General features: G+C 62.1%; 17 protein-coding genes and 1 pseudogene. 2 read left to right on the top strand and 16 right to left on the bottom strand.

The genetic code is table 11. The features are described from left to right. Window positions 1-99: 99 nt before the first annotated feature. Genes phnE through CAG46_RS13845 form a run of 4 tightly spaced genes read right to left on the bottom strand, consistent with a single transcriptional unit; the run spans window position 100 to window position 3,354 of the window. Window positions 100-867 carry a phosphonate ABC transporter, permease protein PhnE gene (gene phnE, locus CAG46_RS13860; RefSeq protein WP_085617445.1) on the bottom strand — a complete coding sequence of 256 codons (768 nt, stop codon included), beginning with the start codon at window positions 865-867 and terminating at the stop codon, window positions 100-102. Next, complete coding sequence (locus CAG46_RS13855) at window positions 864-1,691, bottom strand: ABC transporter permease (RefSeq protein ID WP_075043819.1); 828 nt, start codon at window positions 1,689-1,691, stop codon at window positions 864-866. The genes phnE and CAG46_RS13855 overlap by 4 nt, the downstream gene beginning before the upstream one ends. Next, complete coding sequence (locus CAG46_RS13850) at window positions 1,685-2,479, bottom strand: phosphonate ABC transporter ATP-binding protein (RefSeq protein WP_085617465.1); 795 nt, start codon at window positions 2,477-2,479, stop codon at window positions 1,685-1,687. Before CAG46_RS13850 ends, CAG46_RS13855 begins: the two co-directional genes overlap by 7 nt. Before the next feature lie 20 nt (window positions 2,480-2,499). Next, a complete protein-coding gene (locus tag CAG46_RS13845) occupies window positions 2,500-3,354 on the bottom strand; it encodes a putative selenate ABC transporter substrate-binding protein (protein ID WP_085617443.1) in 855 nt (284 codons plus the stop codon). 126 nt (window positions 3,355-3,480) lie between these two features. Here CAG46_RS13845 and selD point away from each other — a divergent pair, with 126 nt between their 5' ends. Together selD and mnmH are read left to right on the top strand one after the other, a co-directional pair. Next, window positions 3,481-4,515 (top strand): selenide, water dikinase SelD, encoded by a 1,035-nt coding sequence (gene selD, locus CAG46_RS13840; protein WP_085617441.1) that lies wholly within the window; start codon window positions 3,481-3,483, stop codon window positions 4,513-4,515. After that, window positions 4,515-5,627: a tRNA 2-selenouridine(34) synthase MnmH gene (mnmH, locus tag CAG46_RS13835; RefSeq protein WP_085617439.1), complete on the top strand. Its 1,113-nt coding sequence runs from the start codon at window positions 4,515-4,517 to the stop codon at window positions 5,625-5,627. The genes selD and mnmH overlap by 1 nt, the downstream gene beginning before the upstream one ends. Before the next feature lie 132 nt (window positions 5,628-5,759). Here mnmH and CAG46_RS13830 read toward each other — a convergent pair. The 12 genes and pseudogenes from CAG46_RS13830 to cyoB form a co-directional block, all read right to left on the bottom strand. Then, window positions 5,760-5,906 (bottom strand): annotated as a pseudogene (locus CAG46_RS13830) (lysozyme inhibitor LprI family protein); the annotation flags it as partial. A gap of 31 nt (window positions 5,907-5,937) precedes the next feature. Beyond that, window positions 5,938-6,477 (bottom strand): hypothetical protein, encoded by a 540-nt coding sequence (locus tag CAG46_RS13825; RefSeq protein ID WP_085617437.1) that lies wholly within the window; start codon window positions 6,475-6,477, stop codon window positions 5,938-5,940. A gap of 12 nt (window positions 6,478-6,489) precedes the next feature. After that, a complete protein-coding gene (locus tag CAG46_RS13820; protein ID WP_008093840.1) occupies window positions 6,490-7,053 on the bottom strand; it encodes a GNAT family N-acetyltransferase in 564 nt (187 codons plus the stop codon). Window positions 7,054-7,262: 209 nt separating this feature from the next. After that, window positions 7,263-7,514, bottom strand: coding sequence for a DUF3077 domain-containing protein (locus CAG46_RS13815; RefSeq protein WP_085617435.1), 252 nt, complete (start codon window positions 7,512-7,514; stop codon window positions 7,263-7,265). Beyond that, the gene (locus CAG46_RS13810) at window positions 7,511-7,765 is read right to left on the bottom strand and encodes a hypothetical protein (protein WP_085617433.1); all 255 of its coding nucleotides are present in this window, start codon (window positions 7,763-7,765) and stop codon (window positions 7,511-7,513) included. The genes CAG46_RS13815 and CAG46_RS13810 overlap by 4 nt, the downstream gene beginning before the upstream one ends. A gap of 385 nt (window positions 7,766-8,150) precedes the next feature. Next, a complete protein-coding gene (locus tag CAG46_RS13805; RefSeq protein WP_003259127.1) occupies window positions 8,151-8,534 on the bottom strand; it encodes a YkgJ family cysteine cluster protein in 384 nt (127 codons plus the stop codon). Window positions 8,535-8,693: 159 nt separating this feature from the next. After that, window positions 8,694-9,821 carry a hypothetical protein gene (locus CAG46_RS13800; protein ID WP_085617431.1) on the bottom strand — a complete coding sequence of 376 codons (1,128 nt, stop codon included), beginning with the start codon at window positions 9,819-9,821 and terminating at the stop codon, window positions 8,694-8,696. Between the two features lie 215 nt (window positions 9,822-10,036). Next, a complete protein-coding gene (gene alaC, locus CAG46_RS13795; protein ID WP_025337748.1) occupies window positions 10,037-11,245 on the bottom strand; it encodes an alanine transaminase in 1,209 nt (402 codons plus the stop codon). Window positions 11,246-11,535: 290 nt separating this feature from the next. Next, on the bottom strand, window positions 11,536-12,423 hold the full coding sequence (cyoE, locus tag CAG46_RS13790) for a heme o synthase (RefSeq protein ID WP_025337747.1): 888 nt from the start codon (window positions 12,421-12,423) through the stop codon (window positions 11,536-11,538). A gap of 11 nt (window positions 12,424-12,434) precedes the next feature. Then, window positions 12,435-12,767 (bottom strand): cytochrome o ubiquinol oxidase subunit IV, encoded by a 333-nt coding sequence (gene cyoD / locus CAG46_RS13785; RefSeq protein WP_003259128.1) that lies wholly within the window; start codon window positions 12,765-12,767, stop codon window positions 12,435-12,437. Beyond that, window positions 12,767-13,390 (bottom strand): cytochrome o ubiquinol oxidase subunit III, encoded by a 624-nt coding sequence (cyoC, locus tag CAG46_RS13780; RefSeq protein ID WP_025337745.1) that lies wholly within the window; start codon window positions 13,388-13,390, stop codon window positions 12,767-12,769. The genes cyoD and cyoC overlap by 1 nt, the downstream gene beginning before the upstream one ends. 3 nt (window positions 13,391-13,393) lie before the next feature. Further along, on the bottom strand, window positions 13,394-15,412 hold the full coding sequence (gene cyoB, locus CAG46_RS13775) for a cytochrome o ubiquinol oxidase subunit I (RefSeq protein ID WP_025337744.1): 2,019 nt from the start codon (window positions 15,410-15,412) through the stop codon (window positions 13,394-13,396). Window positions 15,413-15,415 lie beyond the last annotated feature (3 nt).

Here is a 15,415-nt window from a genome sequence, read left to right as displayed (position 1 = left end):
GCCAGCTCCCACAGGGGCCGTGGAATCCTGTGACCTTGCACCGTACCTGTGGGAGCTGGCTTGCCGGCGAAAGGGCCGCAACGCGGCCCCAGCTATCCATCAGGCCCGCACATAACGCTGGCGCAACACATCACTCAACGCATCCACCAGTAACACCAGCACCAGCATCCCCATGATCACCGTGCTGGCCTGGGCCTCCTGGAACAGGCTCAAGGTGGTGTACAGCATCTGCCCCAATCCACCTGCACCGACAAACCCCAGCACGCTGGCCATGCGGATATTGTTCTCCCACCGATACAGGCTATAAGCCAGCAACTGCGGCCACAGATTGGGCAAGGTGCCAAAGCAGAATGCCGCCACCTGGCTACCGCCCTGCAAGCGGATGGCCGCCGCCGGCTCCGGCGGTGCGTTCTCCAGCGCCTCGGCAAACAGCCGCCCCAGCACGCCAGCGGTGTGCAGCGCCAACGCCAGGGTACCGGCGTTCGGCCCAAGCCCGGCCGCCAGCACCGTCAGTGCGGCCCACACCAGTTCCGGGATGGCCCGCAGGGCATTCAGCAACAACCGCGCACAGGCCTGCAGCGGCCAACCGAACCGGCCAGCGGCCGGCAGCGCCAACAGCATGCCCAGCAGCATGGCCAACAAGGTGCCCAAGCCCGACATGGCCAGGGTTTCCAGCGCCCCGTGCGCAACCGCGCGCAGGTGCCCGGCAGACAGGTCCGGGGGCAGGAAACGCCCGGCATATTCGCCCATCTGCCCCAGCCCGCCGTTGCCGACCAGCGCCTGCAAGTCCAGCTCCAGGTATGTGAACGATGCCATCACCGCAGCCACGATGGCGCCTAACACCAGCCAATTGATGACCCGGTTCATGCCAGCCTCCAACGCAGGAAGCGGCTGAGCAGGTCGGCCAGCATCACCAGGACCAGGAACGTCAGCAGCATGCTTGCCACTTCCGCTCCAGCGAACATGCGCATCGACAGGTCGATCTGCTGCCCCAGCCCACCAGCACCGACAAAGCCCATCACCACCGAGGCACGTACAGCGCACTCCCAGCGGTACACGGTGTAGGACACCACTTCGGACACCGCACTGGGCAGGATGCCGTAGAAAAACGCAGCCAGGCGGCCACTACCCGCCTGCAGCAAGGCATGCGCCGGGCGCTGGTCGACCGACTCGAAGATCTCGGCATAGACCTTGCCGAGCATGCCACTGTAGGTGATGGCAATGGCCAGTACGCCCGCCGTCGGCCCCAGCCCCACGGCCCGCACGAACAGCAACGCCCAGACGATTTCCGGCACACTGCGCAGGAAAATCAGCAACCAGCGCACCGGCAGGCGCAGCAACCGCGACCATAACCCGGCGCGACCGCCACGGGAGGCTGCGCGCAGCGACAGGGCACGGCTGGCCAGCAACCCGGCAGGGACCGCCAGCAGCAACGCCAACGCCATGCCGGCCGTGGCCACGGCCAGGGTCTGCAGGGTGGCTTCATACAGCAGCGAAAGGAAGTCGGCATCGTGTGCCGGTGGCCAGAAGGCACTGGTGAAACTGGCGATCTGCTGGCGATTCTCTGCCTGCAGCAGCACCCCGGGGTTCAGTTCGCTCAACCGGATACCAGGCCATAGCACCGCCACCGCCAGCAGGGTCAGCAGCAACCGCGGCAGCAGCGCCGGGTCGCGGGCATCAAGCTTCAGCATCGCGGAATCTGCACGGTCAGGGTCGGCCCCTGGCTTGGCGGTGAAGCCAGTTGTTCGTTGGCGTACAGCGCATCCAGCAACTGCTCGGTCACCGCTTGCGCCGGGCAGTCGAACGCCACCTGCCCTTCGCGGATACCAATCACCCGCGGGAAGTGCGCCAGCGCCAGGTCCACGGCGTGCAGGCTCGCCACCAGGGTCACACCATTGGCCTGGGCGTGGCGGTTTAGCAAGGCCAGGCTGTGGTCGGCCAGCACCGGGTCCATGGCCGACACCGGCTCGTCAGTCAGCAACACCTGCGGCCGCTGGTACAACGCCCGGGCAATACCTACCCGCTGCAACTGGCCACCGGACAATTGCCCGCACTGCACGAACAGTTTGTCGGCCAGGCCCAGCTCGGCCAGGGCTTGGCGCGCCCCCGGCACATCACTGGGGTACAGCAGGTTGAACAGGCCGCGCAGCACACCCCACTGCCCCAGGCGGCCGGCCAGCACCGCCGTCACCACCCGCTGGCGCGGTGGCAAGGGCGGTGCCTGGTGCACCAGGCCTACCCGCGCACGCAGGCGCTGGCGGGCCCTGGCGGACAGCGCCCAGGGCTGTTCGCCGAGCAGCTCCAGGCGCCCGCTGCTGGGCTGGACGGCAGTCGCCATCAGGTGCAGCAAGCTGGACTTGCCCGCCCCCGAAGGCCCGATGATGGCGACGCGCTCACCCTGGCCGATGCTCAGGCTCACGGCATCAAGCGCACGCACCTGGCCATGGCGCAGCCCGGCCCCGTGCAGATGAATAGCCACGTTGGAAGCCACTGTCGATGTCACTTGAGCAGGCCGGCCTCGCGTGCAGCCTGTTCGGTGCCCACGTAGTTCTCAGGTTTGGTCTCGATGAAGCGGCTGGCGGCCTGCAGGTCGAGGATCGCCTTGTGCTCCGGGTTGGCCGGGTCGAGGCCGAGGAAGGCTTTCTTGATCTTCTCTTTCAGCGCCGGGTCCATGTTGCCGCGCACGGTCCAGTTGTAGTCGAAGTAGGTCGGGGTGGTGGCGAACACCTTCACCTTGGCGGTATCGACCTTGCCGGCATCCACCAGCTTCTGCCACACGCTGGCGTTGAGCACGCCGCCATCGACCTTGCCGGCCTGCACCCAGGCCACGGTGGCATCGTGGGCGCCGGAGTAGGCGACGCGGCCGAAGTAGTCTTCAGGCTTGATGTTGTCCTGCTTGAGCATGAAGTAACGCGGCATCAGGCTGCCCGAGGTAGACGAGATGGAACCGAAGGCAAACGACTTGCCCTTGAGGTCGGCCAGGCTCTTCACATCAGGGTTGGCGGTGATGAACTTGGAAGTGAACTGCGCATCCTGTTCACGCTGAACCAGCGGCGTGGCGGCAGGGTCCTTCAGGTGCACCTGCACGAAAGTGAAGCCCCCCAACCAGGCCAGGTCCAGGCGGTTGGAAGCCAACGATTCGACTACCGCCGGGTAATCAGACACCGGCACGAACTTCACCTCCATGCCCAGCTGCTTGGCCAGGTACTCGCCCAAAGGCTTGAACTTGCGCTGCAGTTCAGTCGGTGCTTCGTCAGGGATGGCGCTGACCCGCAGGGTGTCGGCAGCCTGGGCGACAACGGCACAGCAAGACAGCACGAGGCCGGCGGCGAGCGCCAAAGGGCGTTTGAGCATGGGTGTTCTCCGGTTCAATAGCGGGGAAAGGCCGGCTTATGCGCCGACGACGGGAATTATAAGAGGCGCAGGCGCAAAGGCCAGCTTTGCTACAATCGCGCATCAAATTGACCTCCTGAGGTGCACATGAGCGAGCCGATTCGCCTGACCCAGTACAGCCATGGTGCCGGCTGTGGCTGCAAGATATCCCCCAAGGTGCTGGATGTGATCCTCGCTGAAAGCGGCGCCCAGGCCCTGGACCCGAAACTGTGGGTGGGCAACGCCTCGCGCGACGACGCTGCCGTGTACGCGCTGGATGACGAGCGCGGCGTGGTCTCGACCACCGACTTCTTCATGCCGATCGTCGATGACCCGTATGACTTCGGCCGCATCGCCGCCACCAACGCCATCAGCGACATCTACGCCATGGGCGGCGACCCGCTGATGGCCATTGCCATCCTCGGCTGGCCGGTCAACGTGCTGCCGCCGGAAGTGGCCCGCGAAGTGATCCGCGGTGGCCGAGCGGTGTGCGCCGAAGCCGGCATCCCGCTGGCCGGTGGCCACTCCATCGACGCGCCCGAGCCGATCTTCGGCCTGGCCGTCACCGGCGTGGTCAGCAAGCGTCACCTCAAGCGCAACGACACCGCCAGCGCAGGCTGCCACCTGTACCTCACCAAGCCGCTGGGTATCGGCATCCTCACCACCGCCGAGAAAAAGGCCAAGCTGCGCACCCAGGATCAGGGCCTGGCCCGCGACTGGATGTGCACCCTCAACACGCCCGGCAGCCGCTTCGGCAAGCTTGACGGGGTCAAGGCCATGACCGACGTCACCGGTTTCGGCCTGCTCGGCCACCTGGTGGAACTGGCCGAAGGCAGTGGCCTTACCGCACACCTGGACTATGCCGCCGTCCCGCGCCTGCCCAGCGTCGACCACTACCTGGCCGAGGGCTGCATCCCCGGCGGTACCCTGCGCAACTTCGACAGCTACGGCCACAAGATCGGCGCCCTGAGCGACGACCAGAAGCACCTGCTGTGCGACCCGCAGACCAGCGGTGGCCTTCTGGTGGCGGTTACCCCGGAAGGTGAAGCCGAGTTCCTGGCGGTGGCCGCCGAACTGGGCCTGCAGCTGGCGCCGATCGGCAAGCTGGTCGAGCGACAGAGCCACGCGGTCGAGGTGATCTGATGCGCCCCGACTGCACCGACTTCCGCCAGTTGTTCCTCGACGATGTGCCGATGATGGACATGCGTGCACCTGTCGAATTTGCCAAGGGCGCCTTCCCCGGTGCCGTAAACTTGCCGCTGATGAATGACCAGGAGCGGCAAAAGGTCGGCACCTGCTACAAGCAGAAAGGCCAGGCTGAAGCCATCGTTCTGGGCCACAAGCTGGTCAGCGGTGAGATCAAACAGGCACGTCTGGAGGCCTGGGCAAAGTTCGCCGAGGATCACCCGGAAGGCTACCTGTACTGCTTCCGTGGCGGCCTGCGCTCGCATCTTGTGCAGAAAGTGCTGCGCGATGAGAAGGGCATCGACTACCCCCTCGTCGAGGGCGGCTACAAGGCCATGCGCCACTTCCTGCTGGAGACTACCCAACAGGCGGTCGCGCAATGTGATTTCGTGCTCGTGGGCGGCCTGACCGGCACCGGCAAGACCGACGTGCTGCACCTGCTGGACAACGAGCTGGACCTGGAGGGCTACGCCAACCATCGCGGTTCCAGCTTTGGCAAGCGCGCCACTGCACAGCCAGCGCAGATCGACTTCGAGAACAGGCTGGCCATAGACGTGTTGAAAAAACGCGCCCGGGGTATCGAGCAGTTCGTGCTGGAAGACGAAGGCCGAATCGTGGGCAGCTGCACCGTACCGCTGGAGTTGTACCAGGGCATGCAGCAATACCCGCTGGTGTGGCTGGAAGACAGTTTGGCCAACCGCGTGGAGCGTATCCTGCGCGACTACGTGATCGACCTGAGCGCCGAGTTCGTCAGCCTGCATGGTGAAGAAGATGGCCTTCGACTGTTTGCCGAGACGCTTCTGCAGAGCATGGGCAGGATTCACAAGCGCCTCGGCGGCGAGCGCCATCAACGGCTGTCGGAAATCCTGCGCCAGGCGCTGGACGAGCAGCAGCGCAGTGGTTCGGTGGAGTTGCACCGGGTCTTCATCGAAAGCTTGCTGAGCGAGTATTACGACCCGATGTATGCCTACCAGCGTGCAGCGAAAGCAGAGCGTATCGAGTTTGCCGGGGATGCGGTGGAAGTGCGCGAGTACCTCAAGGCCCGGGCGCTGCGCGAACCGCGCAAGTAGAAGCGCGGTGGATGGCACCGGCGTTGCCGGTGTTCGCGGGTAAACCCGCTCCCACAGGTACAGCGTGATCCCAAAGCCTGCGAAATACCTGTGGGAGCGGGTTTACCCGCGAAGAGGCCAGTACAGACAACCTCACTGCCCAGGGCTGAGCACCCGCTCCACCTCCGCCGCGCGGTCGCGGGTCATGTCCATCACACAGGTCCCACCTTCCAGCTGCGCCATGGTCCCGCCACTGGTCTGCACATGGAACCCGCAATTGTCATCGCGGTAGGCAAGCCAAATACTTGGTCATAAACCCTGCTTGTGGGTATCACAGCGTCTGTGGCTGTTCCGGCGGCATCAGTACCTTGCCCGGTTCGAAGCGCAGCGACGGCATCTGCGTTGCCGCATACAACGCCACGCCAAGCGCCGCGATCAACACCACATCCAGCCAGCTCCAGCCCGGCATGTCGTCGGCGCTACGTGCCCTCCAGCAATGCCAGGCCTGGCCCACACAAAACACCACCATCGCCGCCAGCCACAGGTAGAAACCGGCACCGAAACCGGCCAGCTCATGAAATTCATAGCTCTGATTGTCCGGCAGGCGGTCAATTCCAAAGCTGCTGGCCGCCAGATACACAGCCACCAGCCCGACCAGCAATGCCAGCCGGCGAAAGCGTCGATGAGCAAGGACCGCCAGGGCCAGCAACGGGTTGGCAAACCACTGGTACAGACCGAAGGGCATGCCCCAGGGCCCATACAACAGCATCTGCAGGGCCGGCATGTGGCGGTCGCCACTCATCAGCGCGCCATCGAAGAACAGTGCGAGCAGATACAGCAGCAGGCTGAAACTCAGGTAGAAAACGGGCAAAAGATTTACTTCCTAGGCAACCGGGGGCTCTAGCAGAAGGCCATAAATACCCGAATCGGACAACTCGCCGGCAACGCACCAACGCGCACGCAATGTGCCTTCCAGTACGAAGCCCTGGCGCTCCAGAGTGCGTGCCGAACCTTGGTTGCGCGGGTCGATCTCGCCTTCCAGGCGGCGCATGTGCAGGGTGTGGGCGAGGTAGTCGATGAAGCAGGTCAATGCTTCGTCCATGTAGCCCCTGCCCTGCACCGCGCTGGCGAGGCAGTAGCCGATTTCACCACGGCGGGATACATCGTCGATGTTGAACAGCTGGACCATGCCGATCAGTTCGCCGTTGTCACGGCGGTACATGCCAAGCTTGAGCTGGTCGCCATTGGCATAGGCTTCGCGGTCGGCGGCCAGGGCGCTTTCGGCTTCGGCCAGGTTTTGCCAAGGTGCATGGTGCCAGTAGCGCATGACCTCGGGGTCGGCCATGATCGCCAGCCATTGCGCGGCATCGGCATGGCGCATGGGGCGCAATTGCAGACGCGGGCTGTCGAGGCAGAGGTCACTGGGGAAACTGCGGGGTGGGGTCACGCCGGATCTCCTGTCCATTGCTGAGGAGATGACAGTTTAACGTCAAGCGATCGGTTCAAGCATCCCGGGGCTGCTTTGCAGCCCTTTCGCGACACAAGGCCGCTCCCACGGTTAATCACTGCGCATGAGGCCTGTGGAGACCTTGTGGGAGCTGGCTTGTCGTGGCGACGAACCGCGTCGATGGGCCGCAAAGCGGCCCCAAAAATCGTTCAGGCGCCCCGATTCAATCCCAGTTCCATGTCATTGACCAACGCCTTGGCCATGGCACTGAGAATACGTGCCGCGCTGCCGGCGATCTTGTCGCCCTCCATCTCGGCCTCTTCGTTCAAATGCTTGATACAGCCGATCAGCACCGACAATTCATCGAATGCCAGATCAAGCGGTACACCCGGCTCTATCCGGTACAGCTCAAGGAATTTCTCCGCACCTACGGTGGTGCGGGATTTGAGGTGGTCGCTCATGCCTGGGCCTCCTGCGCCTTTATGTGGGCTAACAAGGCGTGCAACAGGGCAGTTTGCGTCGACATGTTTTCGAGAAGAGTGGAACGCAGGTCCGGGGCTTCTGCGTCGAGGTATTGGAGGATGGTGTTGGAGAGAATGTCCATGACCTGGGTAGCCTGGGACTTCGCGGCTTGGTAAGTAAGGTCAGTAATGGGTGGATCAGGTACAAGTTTTTTCATAGTCATCTCGGAAATATTTTCAGAGGCAACCACTCGCATCCTTCTCACAGATAAGGTGGCAGCCGTACGCGAGGTGAGAAGACCAGTGTCCGAGGCACCGGCCAGACCGAAGTCTGCACGCGCACGGCTGCCATAACTGGCAAGCCATCTCGAAACACCGGGCTTCTCACACCCGATCGCCAATTGTGACGACGCCGAAACGTTATCTCTGAGGTAGCTACTTGCCTATCAGACGGCATCCGACTGAGGCCGTAGGATAATTCCTAATCCCTGGCAACCTGAAGCATTTGGTTGCAAGCTCAGAATCTTCTTACAGCTGATGGCCCTTTCGCGGGTAAACCCGCTCCTACAGGGTACGGTGATACCTGTGGGAGCGGGTTCACCCGCGAAAGGGCCGGTACAGGCTAACGAAATACGATCAGGCCACCTCAGCCCCATCATCCGGCCAATGCGGCTCGTTGGCCCCGGGCGGGGTCAGCGGTGGCAGGCCATACGCCGCCCGCGCATCGTCGCAGCTGGGGTTATGCACCCCACCCTCCCACGACGCCTCGAACTCGCGGCAGGGGCTGGAACGGTTGGCGTAGATGGTGCACGCCACCTCCTGGCCGATCTCCCCCTGCAGGCTGATGCAGCGGCAGGGTTTGGCATCGGTGCCGATCATGGCAACACGGGTGGGGTTGATCTGTACCACCAGGTCGTCCGGTACAAGGCCCCCGGCAGACTGGCATTCGCCCCAGAAAAAGGACACACGGAAGTACCCGCAGCAGGCGCCGCAGTCAAGGCAAGGGTTGTATTCGGACATGATGGCACGAAGGGAAGGTTGTTGTTATCGGGGCTGGCCCGCGGCGCCATTTTCAATCCAAGCCGGGGCGGCTGGATAGAGGGGGAATGCAAAAATATTTGCCGCTGATCCGGCAATTGAACACAGGCGACCAACGTCTTCCCCGGCCGCCCGTTCAATTTAGCGTAATGCCTTGTAGGTGGTGACATCCCAGCGCTGCTGGCCAAGGCCCTCGGTCGGCTCATAGCCATCACCACACACCTTGCTGAAGGGAATGCAGGCCTCGCCGCAATACACCAAGCGGTCGTCATCTTCGCCCTCGGTAAGTACGGTATACGACTCGCTACGCATGGCCTTGTAACGCCCTTCGGCAGCGGCCATGACCATGTGATATCGCATCAACTGGCGGTCACTCAGGGACAGGCGCTTGTCCAGTTGCACACCCCAGCGGGTCAGGCAGACCTCGGCAAAATGGCGAACGATCAACCCCGGCTCCGCCAGTACCTTGCCGTCACCCGCACCGTCGACGGAGGCGTTGCCCACCAGCGTGGCATGCCGGCCTGGCATGGGGTAGATGCACATCCGCGTATCCGGTTCGACCGAGGGGATCACACAGGCGAAACCTTTCGATCGTTCGTCCCGCGAATAGAAACCCACGTACTCGCGGACATTGCCCGCCAGGGTTACCCGCTGGCTTTGCAGGTTGCCGATGCCTGGCACCGGGTCGATGACGAAGATATTGACGGGTATATGCCGTAATACAGGGTCCTGCGCCATGGCGTTGGCCAGCATGTGGCAACTGATGCCTCCCCTGCTCCAGCCCACAAGGTTCACCTGGGTCGGCAAGCGCGGCTTGCGGAACAAGCTGATGATGCGCTCCTGCAACTCCTGCGGTGTTGGATGGCGCTCGCCGTAGTCGTAGGTGCGCCAGAACCAGGAGGCTGTGGAAGAAACATCCGGAACGGGTACGCCAGCATTCTTGAGGCGCTCGTACTCCTCCTCGCTCAGCTTGGTGCGCTGCCAGCTGCTTTCACCCTTGATCAACTGCAGCACATGGTTGACGTTCTCTTCCCACCCGCGGCCGAACAACTGGCCGGTCCAGTTGAAGTAGCCGCCGGGCTCGACGAACAGGTTGTCGTCCTGGAGGTTGCCGCTGCCGGGGCCGTCAACGGCGATCCAGTGGGCAAATTCGCGGCCCTGGTCATTGCTGGCCAGGGTCGAGACCAGCTCGCCATTCCAGAAGTTGGGGTTGGCGTCGTCGAAGCGGTGGGAACCGGTGCCGCAGAAATAGGCGGTGAAGACACTCATTTGTGGGTCTCTGTGGTGAGAAATGAGTGCAGAAAAATAGGTAGGCAGTTCGGTGGAGTGCAGGCGGAAAGTTCGCCCTTGAGTCAGTCGGGGCTGCTTTGCAGCCCATCGCGACACAAGGCCGCTCCTACAGGGACCGCGCAGGATTCGAAAACTGCGCGGTCCCTGTAGGAGCGGCCTTGTGTCGCGATGGGCCGCAAAGCGGCCCCAACAGCTTATTTGCGGGCCACCCCATCAGCCCGGAACATCTGCCGGATCCCGCGAATCGCCTGGCGAATACGGTCCTGGTTCTCGATCAGGGCAAAGCGCACATGGTCATCACCATAATCACCAAAGCCGATCCCCGGCGACACGCATACCTTGGCCTCGGCCAGCAGCTTCTTGGAAAACTCCAGCGAGCCCAGGTGCGCGTACTCCGGCGGGATCTTCGCCCACACGTACATCGAGGCCTTGGGGTTCTCGACCATCCAGCCCAGCTCGTGCAGCCCTTTGACCAGCAGGTTGCGGCGCTGGCGGTACTGCTCGGCGATGTCGCGCACGCACTGCTGGTCGCCTTCCAGTGCTGCGATGGCAGCCACCTGCAGCGGGGTGAAGGTGCCGTAGTCGTGGTAGCTCTTGATCCGCGCCAGGGCACTGACCAACTCGGGGTTGCCGACCATGAAACCGATCCGCCAGCCGGCCATGTTGTAGCTCTTGGACAGGGTGAAGAACTCCACCGCGATGTCCTTGGCCCCCGGCACCTGCATGATCGACGGGGCTTTCCAGCCGTCGTAGACGATGTCGGCGTAGGCCAGGTCATGCACCACCAGCACGTTGTACTGCTTGGCCAAAGCCACCACGCGTTCGAAGAAGTCCAGCTCCACGCACTGGGCGGTGGGGTTGGACGGGAAGCCGAGGATCATCATCTTCGGCTTGGGGATCGACTCGCGGATGGCCCGCTCGAGTTCGTTGAAGAAGTCCACACCCGGCACTAGCGGCACCGAACGCACCTGGGCACCGGCAATCACCGCCCCGTAGATATGGATCGGGTAGCTGGGGTTGGGCACCAGCACCGTGTCGCCCTGGTCGAGGGTGGCCAGCATCAGGTGTGCCAGGCCTTCCTTCGAGCCGATGGTGACGATGGCTTCGCTTTCCGGGTCGATGTCGACCTCGTAGCGTTCCTTGTACCAGTTGGAGATGGCCCGACGCAGGCGCGGGATGCCGCGGGAGGTGGAGTAGCCGTGGGTGTCCTCACGCTGGGCGACCTGCACCAGCTTCTCGACGATGTGCGGCGGGGTTGCGCCATCGGGGTTGCCCATGCTCAGGTCGATGATGTCCTCGCCACGGCGGCGGGCAGCCATCTTGAGCTCGGCAGTGATGTTGAAGACGTAAGGGGGGAGACGATCGATGCGCGCAAAGCGGCGCGGCGAACCTGGGTTGGCCATGGTTTCCTCTGAGTACGTAAGCGCCCGGAACCGTCCGAGCGACGCTGGCCGATGTAGCGGCCTGAATCAGAAGATAGTGCCGATACAGGATGTCTGTAAAGGACAATTTCCTGTTTTGTTATATTTTTTCAGATGTATTTTTTGAAAATATGAATTTTATGTTTTCAGGTTCGACCTCTTCGCGGGTAAACCCGCTCCCACAGTGAGCGCGCTACGCTCGAAATCCAGGAAAACACCCATAAAAAAACCCCGGCACAGTGGCCGGGGTTTTCGTGAAACAGGCAGCAGTATCAGCGTGCGTATGTCATCAGCACGTCCGCAGCGGTCTGGCTGTCCACACCCATCATCACGCTCAGGGCAGTGACGGTGAGGATGGAGAAGCCGAACACCTTGCGGGCCCACTTGCTGTCGTCCTCGGCCTTGTAGCCACCCCAGGCCATGTACAGCCAGTACAGGCCCATGGCTGCTGCCACGGCCAGGTAGCCGAGGCCGGCGTAACCGCCGAGGGTAAGCATCAGGGTCGCGAGCACGAAGGCCAGCACGTACAGCACGATCTGCTTCTTCGCCGCGAGGATGCCACGTGCCACCGGCAGGACCGGAATGTTGGCAGCGCTGTAATCCTTGAAGCGGAAGATCGCGATGGCGAAGCTGTGCGGCATCTGCCACAGGCTGAACATCACCAGCAGGGTAACCGCAGCCAGGTCGAAGCTGTTGCTCACGGCGCAATAGCCGATCACCGGAGGCATGGCACCAGACAGGCTGCCGACCAAGGTGCCGTGCACCGATTTACGCTTCAGCCACAGGCTGTAGAAACCGACGTAGACGATGAAGCCGATCAGCGCACAGAACGCCGACAGCGGGTTGGCCTGGACATACAGCAGGCTGAAACCCGCCACCCCGAGCAGGGTGGCGTAGATCAGCGCGAGGGGCAGCGACATGCCGCCCTGGACCATGACGCGGTTCTTGGTGCGCTCCATCTTGTGGTCGATGTCACGGTCGATGCAGTTGTTGAACACGCATCCGGACGCAACCACCAGCGAAGTACCGATCACCACCGCCAGGAACAGGGCGAAATCCACATGGCCCTTCGAGGCAAGGAAGAAACCGCCTGCCACGGAAAGCACGTTACCGAAAATGATCCCCGGTTTGGTGATTTGGATAAAGTGCTTAACGGACATGCAGTCTTACCTCACTTGGCCAACATTTCGAAGTGGATGCTGAACATGATCCACAGCGACAGGCCGACAAGCAGAGCGATCACCAGGGTGGTGAACAGGAACGTCGAAACGTTGTTGCGTTGCTCTTTCGAGCGGTCCATGTGCAGGAAGTACACGAGGTGCACTACTACCTGGATCACGGCCATGGCAACAATGATCAGAACGGTCAGGTTCTTCGGCAGGCTTGGCGACATGGCCAGGCCGAACGGGATCGCAGTCAGGATGATCGACAGGATGAAGCCGATCATGTACGACTTGACGCTGCCGTGGTTACCTTCGTGATGAGTGTCGTGTGCGTTAGCCATTACAGAACTCCCAGCAGGTAGACGACGGTGAATACGCAGATCCAGACCACGTCCAGGAAGTGCCAGAACAGGCTCAGGCAGCTCATGCGGGTCTTGGCGGTCGGCGTGATGCCGTGCTTGTTGATCTGGTACATCATGATTGCCATCCAGATCAGGCCGGCGGTCACGTGCAGACCGTGGGTACCTACCAGGGCGAAGAAGCCCGACAGGAAGCCACTGCGCTGCGGGCCGAAGCCTTCGGCGATCAGGTGATGGAATTCGTAGATTTCCATCGCGATGAAGCCTGCACCGAACAGGAAGGTCACAGCCAACCAGCCCAGTACGCCAGCTTTCTTGCCATCGAACATCTTCAGCATGGCGAAGCCGAAGGTGATCGAGGACAGCAGCAGGAACAGCGTTTCAACAGCTACGAAATCGAGCTGGAAGATGTCATGACCCGACGGGCCGCCGGCAAAACTGCCGGACAGCACCGCGTAGGTGGCGAAGAGCGACGCAAACAGGATGCAGTCGGTCATCAGGTACAGCCAGAAACCGAGTACGGTCATCTGGCCCGAGTCGTGGTGGTGGTCGTCATGCCCATGGTCGTGACCATGAGCAGCACCGTGCATTACTTGACTGGACATTGATTACACCCGCTCAAACGATTCGACACGTGCGCCGGCAGGCAGAGCACCTGCTTTGGCCAGCGCTTTCATGCGCTCGCCTTCGATGCGCGCCACTTCTTCGGCCGGAACCATGTAGCCCTGGTCGTCACGCGCAGCGTGGCGAACGAAGACAGCGATGGTTGCAACCAGGCTCGCGCCAACCAGCCACCAGATGTGCCAGATGAAGGCGAAGCCGAAGACGGTCAGGAACAGGCCCATGAACAAACCGGTGGCGGTGTTGCTCGGCATGTGGATCGCTTCGTACTTGGCCGCAGGCTTGTAGGCGACACCGGCTTCCTTGGCTTCGTGCCAGGCGTCCAGGCCAACCTTCTCAGGCATGTGGGCGAAGTTGTAGAACGGAGGTGGCGACGAAGTCGACCATTCCAGGGTACGGCCGCCCCATGGGTCGCCGGTCACGTCCAGGTTCTGGTTGCGGTCGCGAACCGATACGTACAGCTGGATCAGCTGGCAGGCGATACCGAACAGGATCAGCACGGCGCCGACAACGGCTACGTACAGGTAGGGTTCCCACAGTGGGTTGTCGGAGTGGTTCAGACGACGGGTCATGCCCATGAAGCCCAGGGCGTACAGCGGCATGAACGCTACGTAGAAGCCCGAGATCCAGAACCAGAAGGCAGCCTTGCCCCACTTCTCGTTCAGGGTGAAACCGAAGGCTTTCGGGAACCAGTAGGCGAAGCCGGCGATGTAGCCGAATACCGCACCACCGATGATCACGTTGTGGAAGTGAGCAATTACGAACAGGCTGTTGTGCAGCACGAAGTCAGCACCTGGAACAGCCAGCAGAACGCCAGTCATGCCACCGATGGAGAAGGTGATCATGAAGCCCAGGGTCCACATGATCGGCGCGGTGAAGCGCAGACGGCCCTGGTAGATGGTGAACAGCCAGTTGAACAGCTTCACACCGGTCGGAATGGAGATCAGCATCGTCGCCAGGCCGAAGAAGGTGTTGACGCTGGCGCCGGCACCCATGGTGAAGAAGTGGTGCAGCCATACGGCGAAGCCCAGCACGGCGATGGCGCCCGATGCGTAGATCATCGAGTGGTGGCCGAACAGACGCTTGCCGGAGAAGGTGGAGGTAACTTCCGAGAACACACCGAAGGCCGGCAGGATCAGGATGTAGACCTCAGGGTGACCCCACGCCCAGAACAGGTTGACGTACATCATCGGGTTCCCACCAAGCTCGTTGGTGAAGATGTGGAAGTCCAGATAACGGTCAACAGTCAGCAGAGCGAGTGCAGCGGTCAGGATCGGGAAGGAAGCCACGATCAGCACGTTGGCCCAGGTGCAGGTCCAGGTGAAGATCGGCATGTCCATCAGCTTCATGCCAGGTGCGCGCATCTTCATCACGGTGACGAGGAAGTTCACGCCGGTAAGCGTCGTACCCAAGCCTGAGAGCTGTAGCGCCCAGATGTAGTAGTCGACACCCACCCCAGGGCTGTACTGAATGCCCGCGAGCGGCGGATAGGCAACCCAGCCGGTCTTGGCGAATTCACCAACGCCCAGCGAGATGTTGACCAGCAGCACGCCTGCCAGCAGCAGGTAGAAGCTCAGGGAGTTCAGGAACGGGAAGGCAACGTCACGTGCACCGATCTGCAGAGGAACCGCCAGGTTCATCAGGCCGGTGAAGAACGGCATCGCCATGAAGATGATCATGATCACACCGTGAGCGGTGAAGATCTGGTCATAGTGTTCAGGCGGCAGGTAGCCTTCGGAGCCACCGGTAGCGGCAGCCAGCTGGGTACGCATCATGATGGCGTCGGCAAAGCCGCGCAGCAGCATGACCATCGCGACGATGATGTACATCACCCCGATTTTCTTGTGGTCGACAGTCGTCAACCACTCGCTCCACAAGTAGGTCCACTTGCGGAAGTAGGTGATAGCACCGACGACAGCGATACCGCCGAGCGCGATCATGGCAAGCGTCACCATGACTATCGGCTCGTGATAGGGTATCGCCTCCAGGCTTAGTTTACCGAACATCTC

The organism is Pseudomonas sp. B23(2017), assembly GCF_002113725.1.
Classification (GTDB): domain Bacteria; phylum Pseudomonadota; class Gammaproteobacteria; order Pseudomonadales; family Pseudomonadaceae; genus Aquipseudomonas; species Aquipseudomonas putida_Z.
The sequence above is the reverse complement of the archived record's forward strand: the minus strand, read 5'-3'. Positions and strand labels throughout refer to the sequence as shown.